At 49.2% G+C, this 9,630-nt stretch carries 6 protein-coding genes; 2 read left to right on the top strand and 4 right to left on the bottom strand.

Annotated elements, in window-relative coordinates; all coding sequences use genetic code 11:
- Positions 1–344: 344 nt before the first annotated feature.
- Positions 345–1,973 carry a hypothetical protein gene (locus tag GX659_07860; protein NLD28692.1) on the bottom strand — a complete coding sequence of 543 codons (1,629 nt, stop codon included), beginning with the start codon at positions 1,971–1,973 and terminating at the stop codon, positions 345–347.
- 367 nt (positions 1,974–2,340) lie between these two features.
- On the opposite strand from GX659_07860, the gene GX659_07855 reads away from it, so the two are divergent.
- Positions 2,341–3,354 carry a hypothetical protein gene (locus GX659_07855; protein ID NLD28691.1) on the top strand — a complete coding sequence of 338 codons (1,014 nt, stop codon included), beginning with the start codon at positions 2,341–2,343 and terminating at the stop codon, positions 3,352–3,354.
- A 107-nt stretch (positions 3,355–3,461) separates the two neighbouring features.
- Positions 3,462–5,063: an alpha/beta hydrolase gene (locus GX659_07850; protein ID NLD28690.1), complete on the top strand. Its 1,602-nt coding sequence runs from the start codon at positions 3,462–3,464 to the stop codon at positions 5,061–5,063.
- Between the two features lie 9 nt (positions 5,064–5,072).
- On the opposite strand, the gene lon is transcribed toward GX659_07850, so the two are convergent.
- Genes lon through clpP form a run of 3 tightly spaced genes read right to left on the bottom strand, consistent with a single transcriptional unit; the run spans position 5,073 to position 9,528 of the window.
- The gene (lon, locus tag GX659_07845) at positions 5,073–7,535 is read right to left on the bottom strand and encodes an endopeptidase La (GenBank protein NLD28689.1); all 2,463 of its coding nucleotides are present in this window, start codon (positions 7,533–7,535) and stop codon (positions 5,073–5,075) included.
- A 44-nt stretch (positions 7,536–7,579) separates the two neighbouring features.
- Positions 7,580–8,857, bottom strand: a complete 1,278-nt coding sequence (gene clpX / locus GX659_07840; GenBank protein NLD28688.1) for an ATP-dependent Clp protease ATP-binding subunit ClpX — start codon at positions 8,855–8,857, stop codon at positions 7,580–7,582.
- A gap of 47 nt (positions 8,858–8,904) precedes the next feature.
- A complete protein-coding gene (gene clpP / locus GX659_07835) occupies positions 8,905–9,528 on the bottom strand; it encodes an ATP-dependent Clp endopeptidase proteolytic subunit ClpP (GenBank protein ID NLD28687.1) in 624 nt (207 codons plus the stop codon).
- Positions 9,529–9,630: the final 102 nt, after the last annotated feature.

The raw sequence follows: 9,630 nt of genomic DNA, 5'->3' as shown, positions 1-9,630 counted from the left end.
TAGCTGTAACAATAACTTCGACCATGGACAATTGACCATCGACCAAAACATCAAGAAGCTAGAATCTAGAAGTGAGTTACCAGTCACGGTCGTTGCGGGATCCCCGATTAAAGCACTCGGGGATGACAATCACACCGTCATTCCCGCATGCTGTAAGCCGCCGCTACCGCGGGGTTCCAGCCGTTCACTAGTCACCAGTCACCAGTCACGGCTGTTACGGGAGTGGGTCGAATCATGATCCCTGATCTTTGATCCGCCTTTTGTAAGACTAATTTATATTCGAAAATAATCGTTATTAAGATCAAAATCAGAATCGGGATTAAGATGAAGATGAAGATTAGGAATCAAGACGAAGAAGCTAGAATCAAGCTAAACCAGACAAGTAGTTGCCCCGATACCGTAAGAAGAATGGTGGCGATGGGATACACGCTTGCGTACGCAAACGTGGGAGAGTCATCATCAATTTGATTTATCAAAACTCCCAAAGCGGGAGTGCTGGTCATCGCGCCGCATACCGCTCCAAGCGAGTCCGCTATCGGCATGGAGAGGACTTTTACAGCTATGAAGTACGAGACCACCATGGTAACCACGGCGACGACCGCGCCGAGAAGGATCAGCAGGATAAGGTCCGCTCCCATCATTGCTCCGATAAGCTTGCTTCCGGACGAAACGCCGACAGAGGAAAGAAAAAATACGAGCCCGAATTCGCGCAAAAATATTCTGGTCGCTATTGGAAGCCTGACGGACCATCGGCCTATCTTCCCGAAATGGCCGAGAAGCAGCGCCACCAGCAGGGACCCTCCCGCAGTTCCAAGACGGAAAGTCATACCGCCCATCTCAAAGGGTACGTGACCGAGCGCAAGCCCGGCAAACATCCCGAGGGAGAGAATCACGATATTGGTCTCGTCCAGCTTCTTTCTTTCAGAACCGGCAATCTCGGCAAAACGTTTTATATTTTCGGCACTGCCGAAGATCCTTATCTCGTCTCCCATTTCAAGCATCGTGTTTCCGTGCGGAGTTATATTAGTGCCGCTTCTCCTGATCCTCGTAACCGTCACACCATAGGCCGAAGGAATTCGTAGATCCCTCAGCGCTGATCGTGTTAGCCTCGTATTCGCAAGAACGATATCTTTGACATTCATGCCGGAGAGAGGCTCTAACCCGACCTCACACCTTCCGCCAAAAAAACTTTCAAATTTGGAAAGCTCTTCCGGAAGGCCGACGACTATTGCAATATCGCCATCCTCGAACACGGTGTCCGGAGAGGCGTAGATCATCTCATTCCCGCGCTTGATCCTTGTAACATTCACATGGCAGAACCTGTGCACAGCCATCCCTTTCAGGTTCTTACCGATGAAATTTTTATTAGCTAAAAGAAAGGACTTCGTTTGAAAATCGTTCTGTATGTGCCTGTTTTTCTCCAGCTCCATCTCACTTTGAAATTTTTTATTGTAGATCCTCGGTATGTATTGGACAAAAAGAACTATCAAGAGAAAGCCCAGGGGGTATGTCACAGTGTAGGCTATCGACATCTTCTCCGGAGAAATCGAGGAACCTCCTATCAGCGCATCCAGCGCAGAGGCCAACGTAGGGGTGCTTGTGAGAGAGCCAGCAAAAGCTCCTATGAATGCTCCTTCCGGAAGTTCGAAGATCAGGGATCCTACCGCCGAGATCAATACGCCGACGACAACCGTCGAAACCGAAAGGATTATCATGTTCAAGCCAGTTCTGCCCTTGAACAGATGAAAAAACCGGGGCCCCATCGAAAGGCCGATCGAATAGACGAAAAAAAGTATCCCTATTTGTTCTATTATCTGAGGCACCGACGCCCCCATGGCCCCAGCCACGAGACCGGTAAAAAGACAGGCCGTATTGCCCATACCTATCCCGCGTATGCGAACTAGGCCAAGTGAACAACCGGTGAATATAACCGCCAGAAGGACTAATACCTCATTGCCGAGTATCATTTCCATATTGATCGAATTTCCTTTGCCATTGTATAGCCTCAGAAAGGCGAGCGATCAAGAACAACTCTCATTGACTAATCAGCCACGATAATTTAACGCTGCACGCTGCAAATTGAGTCCCTGAGAGCATCTCCCGACTTGAGGGGTCTTTTGATTAAATATCACAACCTTTTTGCATGGATGACGATAAAGCTCCATGGCAAGCTGACGACCTGCGAGGTCTGAAAGGAAGAAGGATGACCCGCCATACGATGATTTGAAGTAGAAAAATACAAATTTTGATTTTGGACCTAACAAACTACTTTTATGCTGCATCGCATATTGATGATAGCTCCAATTCAGCTACAGACCACGGATTCAAAATGGAGGAACGATGTCAACGATAGATACAGGAAGGGATGCATCAGGTGAAACTACGAAACTTCGAACCTCTGCCATCACCTGGAGAGATCATGACTCCGTGCATCTTTGGACCGATGATAGCGGCGAACTGCAATGCTCTATAAGCGAAGGGGGGCTCAAGGCGATCAGATCGAAGGCCCGCGATTTTGTAAGATCCGGCTTCACAAAGGGATATAAAGATTTCCCGATGAACAAACCGGAGATACTCTCCCGCACGATGAGCTCGTTTTTTACAGAGGAAAACATCTGCCAGGTCATCACAGCCGATGACGAGATCACTCCTCAAAATCACAATAAAAAAAGGGAAAGCTACAGGTCATCCAGATTGAAGCCAAGCAATGCCATGAAGCTGGGACTTATAGGCAAGACCCTTCCGGTAAAGGCCGACTGTCAGGAAGGCTACGACTGGGCAAATTCCCCGCATTTCAGCGGCATATCCAAATGCAGCGACATCACCAAACATTTCAAGATCGGGTTGCCGGTTAGTATGTACGCAACTCCGATGAATGCAAGAAAGGCACAGGAGATCATAGATGGACCGGACAATATAAGATTCCTATCCGATTATGTTGACTCGACCCCGACCAACTGCAATTCCAGAGACTCGGAAAGGGGCGAAGAGGCATTCCTATACGCCATGAAGGTCGTCGGACAGAAATTCCGATACATACTTTCCGCAGGAAAAGAAGAGGGGCTATCCTACTGGAATCTCGTCAAGAGCTGCACCGCAAATTCCGGCGCCGATATCAGCGCCAAAGACCTGGAATTCGACAACGGATTCCGCGTCTATTTCCCTGTTTCGGTTGAATACGAGGGTTCACCGCTTGACTATACGCTAATCATATCATCCGTGGCTGCTGCAGCCGATTCTTGGCTGGCGGTCTTCGTCACCGAGCGATATGCCTACGAAAGATATCTGGGTGCTGAATTTGCAAAAAAAATATTGTTAAGAGCCAGAGCCGAAGGGTGGGAAGTTCAAAAATAGCAATAATATCGAACGATTTGACATAGCACGTTATACGTAGTACGTCATCCGGGGTTTCGCTGGTAAGACGAATTCCAAAGGGAATCGGCTTTAGAAGGTGGCCCTCAATGCAGCCTAAAAGCCTCGCCGGATTATACCGCCCGCCTTTCTCACCGATCCTGCCAAACTTCATCCACAGGATCGGAGGGATGGCAACAGGAGCGGCCCTTGACGCCGCCTATTTCGGATTGAATGCTGCAGCCTCCGCATACTCCTCTGCCGGACTCAATTTGACAAGAATTGTAAGCGGGCTACGCGAAACCGGTATGCAAAAAAGGGAAACCGAACGCATAAGCGGAAGGGCGCCGTATTTTCTGACCAAACGGGATCATTTCATAAAAAGCCTGGATGAAAAGGTCGACCTACTGCTTGGAGAGATCTCCTTTGACAGAATAGCAGCGTCATCCTCCGCGAACGATATCGAACGAAGCGAGGAGTTACCTGCGATATTTTTTTCCCACGGCATGTTCATGAACGCAAACTTCGGCCTATTTCCTATCGACGGCCGAGGTCAGATCCCAAATATAGACACGCTAAAAACTTTTCTTGGTTTTTTTGCCTATCTCGGATTCAAGGTGTTCTATCTTCACATGCGCAACTGCGTTCAGGTTCAGAACAGATATGTAAGAAACACGAGCGCATATGTAACAGATCCGTCAGCAAGGCCGGATATGCGCGGAGTAAAATATGAAATCCCTCCTGGCACGACCTTCGATGTCGTAAAAGAAAACGACATAGGCAGCGCACTCAGGTATATAAACGTCGAGATGGGGTATGACAAGATAGTCGCTATAGCCCACAGCCTCGGCGGAGATATGCTTTATGACTACATCGGCAGCAAGCTCCCATATTCCAGCAAGATAGCCGGGTTCGTTCCTCTATGCAGTCCGCTAAGATGGAAATATCCGGATGAAATGCTCATCAGGATCCTTCTGAAAGTCAGCAAAAGCGCGGATGCTTTAAATTCATTCATGGAACAGGCCGGCGTCGAAAGGCGCGCGGATCCTTTGGGATTTGTGAGCGAACGGGTCAGGTTTGCCTCCGAACTCCTCGCTGGATTTTCGCCCCTCACAGAGGTGGCTTTCAAAGTCAGTGCGCAGATTCCTTTGCTGCGTGAGGCCCTGGCAACTCTCTACTATCCTGGAGAGGACTTTGCACACATAAACCAGAGGATCATAGGAAAATTCATAAGAAAATGCCTCGAGCCGATGCCGACTCCGATGATAGAACATTTCATGAAGATACTTTCATCGAGTGATGGTTCACTGACCACCTCGGAGGGAAGACCAATATCGGCGGTGCTGCCCAACATATCGATCCCTGTCATGGCTATAGCCGGAGGAAGGGATGGACTCGCTAAAGCGGAACAAAACATAGAACCCGAGTTTAAAAAGATAGGCTCATCTAGCAAGAAAATTCACATCGTCGAAAACGGTGATCACTTCACAACCGTAATTGGCAAAGACTCTCCCAGAACAACCTGGCTCGAAATAGCTTCCTGGCTCCACAAAATCGGACTCTATCCTGAGTTCGACAGAAATGTTGTCGAAAAAATCATATCGGATCACGTAGACGTGGAGAAGCGGCCCCCATCGTTTAATTGGCCGCACTTTGATCGGGCCCGATCAAATAAAAACCCGGCCTCAAAACAGGGCCGGGTTTCCTTGTAAAATCAAACGTTATGATATTGCAGGGGAATGCTGCGAGTCCCGTCCCTCCTCCATTCCCATCGGGACAAAACCCTTCTTGCCGTGTCTGAACAGCTTTTTCGGATCGTCGATCCTCAATGCGTGCATGAGAACCCCATCCATATGATCGACAAGAACTATATTGAGCTCCTTCAGAATTTTCTTGGGAATTTCTTTAAGGTCCTTCTCGTTCTCCCTTGGTATCAAGACCTGTTTGATCTTGCCCCGGTGCGCCGCAAGAAGCTTTTCCTTGATACCGCCGATCGGCAGAACTCTTCCGCGCAGCGTAATCTCCCCTGTCATAGCTATATCTTTTTTGACCGGAAGTTTTAGAAGCGCTGAAGCTATTCCGGTCGCCATGGTTATACCCGCGCTTGGCCCATCCTTTGGAATCGCACCTTCAGGAAGATGGATGTGAATATCGAGTTTGCTGTAGAATTCCCTTCCCAATCCGAGATCCTCAGCTCGCGAACGGACATAGCTCATCGCCGCCTGCGCTGATTCCTGCATAACTTCGCCGAGTTTACCAGTGACTGTGAGCTTGCCTTTGCCGGGCATGACTGAAACTTCGGTGGTCAGAAGCTCGCCGCCAACTTCGGTCCAGGCCAGCCCTGTGGTAACACCGATCTGATCGTGCTCTTCCGCCAAGCCATAGTGGAATTTCGGAACACCTAGATATTTTTGAACCTTCTTCGGAGTTATCCTGACCATCTTTTCGTGATTTCCGCTGGCCACCACCTCGCGCGCGACCTTTCTGCATATCGAGGCTATTTCACGCTCCAAGTTTCTCACCCCAGCTTCTCGGGTATAACGTCGTATGATCGACTTGATGGCGGACTCGGTAAAATTGATGTTCTTCTTTGTGATTCCATTTGCCTCACGCTGTTTCTTTATGAGGTACATCTCGGCGATCTTTATTTTCTCAAGCTCCGTGTACCCCGGTATCCTTATGATCTCCATTCTGTCCTGCAGCGGGGCAGGTATAGAAGGGAGGGTATTGGCGGTAGTTATGAACATGACATGAGAGAGGTCGTAATCGATGTCCAGATAGTGATCGCTGAATGTGCTGTTCTGCTCCGGATCGAGAACTTCAAGCAGCGCCGCAGACGGATCTCCTCTGAAATCCATGCTCATCTTGTCGATTTCGTCTAGGAGAAAAACAGGATTGCTAGATCCGGCCTTCTTCATACTCTGCACCACTTTGCCGGGCATTGCGCCGATATAGGTTCTTCTGTGACCTCTGATCTCCGCTTCATCACGAACGCCACCTAGGCTCAGCCTTATGAACTTTCTTCCCGTCGATCTGGCGATCGAACGCCCCAGCGAAGTTTTTCCAACTCCCGGAGGGCCCACCAGGCAAAGTATCGGACCTCTCATCTTATCTACGAGAGCCCTGACCGCAAGATATTCGACGATTCTCTCCTTAGGTTGTTCGAGGCCGTAGTGATCCTCATTTAAAATTCTTTCAGCCTCCTTGATATCTATCTTGTCTTTGGTGAATTCACTCCATGGTATGGTGAGAATCCAGTCGATGTAGTTGCGAATGACTGTAGCTTCCGCCGACATCGGACTCATCATCTTCAGTTTTTTAATCTCCTTCATCACCTTATCGCGGGCTTCGTCGGTGAGACGGAGTTTCCTGGCCTTTTCTTCAAGCTCGGCTATCTCAGCCTTGAATTCATCCCTTTCCCCAAGCTCCTTCTGAATAGCCTGCATCTGTTCATTGAGATAATACTCGCGCTGCGTCTTCTCCATCTGTTTCTTCACGCGAGAACGTATGCGGCGCTCAACCTGCAATATCTCTATCTCTGACTGCATCAATGTTAGGAGTTTCTCAAGCCTCTCGCCAGCAAACGAAATTTCAAGTATGCTCTGCTTATCAGGCAATTTCAGTGAGAGATGCGCCACGATAGTATCGGCGAGCCTGGACGGATCGTCTATCGCGGAAACGGAAGCGAGCATCTCAGGCGGTATCCTCTTGTTGAGCTTTACATACTGTTCGAAGGTGTTTTTCACTCCGCGCATCAAGGCTTCCACTTCCACGGTAACTTCGCTCTCTTCCGTGAAAGGCTCTGCCTCGGCCAAAAAGAAATCTGGGTTGGTGAGATACTGTATGACAGTAGCGCGTCCTTTGCCTTCCACCAGGACCTTGACCGTCCCATCGGGAAGCCTCAAGAGCTGGATTATCGCAGCCAGAGTTCCGACCTTGTAGATATCCTCCGGTTTGGGGTCGTTGGTCTTCGGATTGATCTGCGCGGAGAGAAGTATATCCTTCTCCTTGTTCATAGCCTCTTCCAGCGCAGCGATGGACTTCTCCCTGCCCACAAAAAGCGGAACGACCATGTGAGGGAAAACTACGATATCCCTCAGCGGAAGAAGCGGAACTAAAATTCTATTACCACCGGATACGGAATTCTTGGCGTTAACTCCTGCCCCTGCTACATCATCTGACATATTTCCCCCTTATCCTGTTGTTGTAAATTTAAACCTCAACAAAATTATGCCGAATCGGCCTTCTTCTCCTCATTGTCGTAGACAACGACTGGTGGCTTTTTCTTTCTTATCACATCGGCGTCAATAAGGACTTCTCGAACGTTGTCGCGAGATGGAATATCATACATGATGTCCAGCATCACGTTTTCTATGATGGACTTCAAACCGCGGGCGCCGGACTTTTTATTGACGGCATCCTCTGCAATCGCTTCTATCGCGTTTGATGCGAACTCCAGCTTGATCTTCTCCATCTCGAAAAGCCTCTGATACTGCTTAACCAGAGCATTTTTGGGCTCGGTCAGAATTTTCATGAGAGCAGGCTCGTAGAGTTCTTCCAGCGTAGCGGTAAGCGGGAGCCTCCCAAGAAATTCCGGGATAAGGCCGTACTTCAGGAGATCTTCGGTTTGGACGTCTTTCAGGAGATCGCCCGGTCTGCGGTCGGTCTTGCCCTTTACCTCCGCTCCAAAGCCGAGCTTCTTCTCCCCAACCCTTCTTTCTATGATATCCTCCAAACCTACGAAGGTTCCACCGCATATAAAAAGGATATTAGTCGTATCGACGGGTATGAATTCCTGCTGAGGATGTTTCCTCCCACCCTTGGGCGGAACGCTTGCGACGGTTCCCTCTATGATCTTGAGAAGGGCCTGCTGAACACCTTCCCCCGACACATCCCTAGTTATCGACGGATTCTCGGATTTCCTGCTGATCTTGTCGATTTCATCGATATAGATAATCCCTCTCTCCGCCCTGGCCTTGTCGAAATCCGCGGCCTGCAAAAGATTTAGAACTATATTTTCAACATCTTCGCCGACATATCCGGCCTCGGTAAGCGTCGTCGCATCAGCGATCGCAAAAGGTACCTTCAAAAGCCTCGCCAGCGTCTGCGCCAGGAGAGTTTTTCCCGTCCCCGTTGGGCCTATGAGCAATATGTTCGATTTCTGAATTTCCACATCATCGCTATGCCGCCTGTAGCCATGTTCGATTCTCTTATAATGATTGTGAACCGCTACGGACAAAACGCGTTTTGCATAGTCCTGACCGATTACATATTCATCGAGAACTTTTTTAATTTCTGCCGGCTTAGGAACGCCGAGCCTGTCCCCGGATATCGGAGCGCGTATATTCTCTTCCGCTATAATATCGTTGCAAAGCTCTATGCACTCATCGCAGATATATACGGTGGGGCCCGCTATGAGCTTCCTGGCTTCCCTCTGGCTCTTGCCACAGAAGGAACATGATAGATTCATAACGTCGTTGCCGCCATCATCGGTAGTCTTACCCATTTTAAAACCTCCAAAACTTTCCGCATCTCGCGAAAGGGAGTTAAGTTCTATTTTTTGCCGTCTTTGCCGCGTTCTTTGGCGGACCTGTAGTGCACTACTTCGTCGATTATGCCGTAGGCCTTCGCTTCATCGCCGCTCATAAAAAAATCTCGGTCCGTGTCATTCTTAATCTTGTCCAAGGCCTGACCGGTATGGCTGGCTAAAAGCTGATTCAGCTTCTCGCGAAGGCACAAAATTTCCTGTGCCTGTATGGCGATATCGGAGGCCTGCCCTTGAAAGCCGCCTATCGGCTGATGAATCATCATCCTGGCATGAGGAAGCGCAAACCTCTTCCCCTTCGCGCCTGCCGCAAGCAAAACGGCGCCCATGCTCGCCGACTGTCCCATGCACAGCGTCGACACATCGGGGCGAACGTATTGCATCGTATCGTATATCGCAAGACCGGCTGTCACAGCCCCTCCTGGACAGTTTATATACAGGTGTATGTCCCTGTCCGGGTCCTCGGATTCGAGAAACAGAAGCTGTGCAATTATTACGTTCGCAAGATCATCGGTTATGGGAGAGCCTATGAAGATTATCCTGTCCTTCAAAAGCCTGGAGTATATGTCGTAGGCCCTTTCGCCCTTATGCGTCTGTTCTATCACCATCGGAATGAGCTCGTTCTTGATCATATCGAAGCCCTCTCTTTGTCCTGAGTTGATTTATCTAAAAACTCAATTTCGAAGATCCATCGCTCCCACAAATTTAAGCCGCCGCATGCAGTGGATTAAAGC

The organism is Myxococcales bacterium (genome assembly GCA_012513515.1).
Taxonomy (GTDB): domain Bacteria; phylum UBA10199; class UBA10199; order 2-02-FULL-44-16; family JAAZCA01; genus JAAZCA01.
Note: the sequence above shows the minus strand (reverse complement) of the source record. Positions and strands in the feature narration are given on the sequence as shown.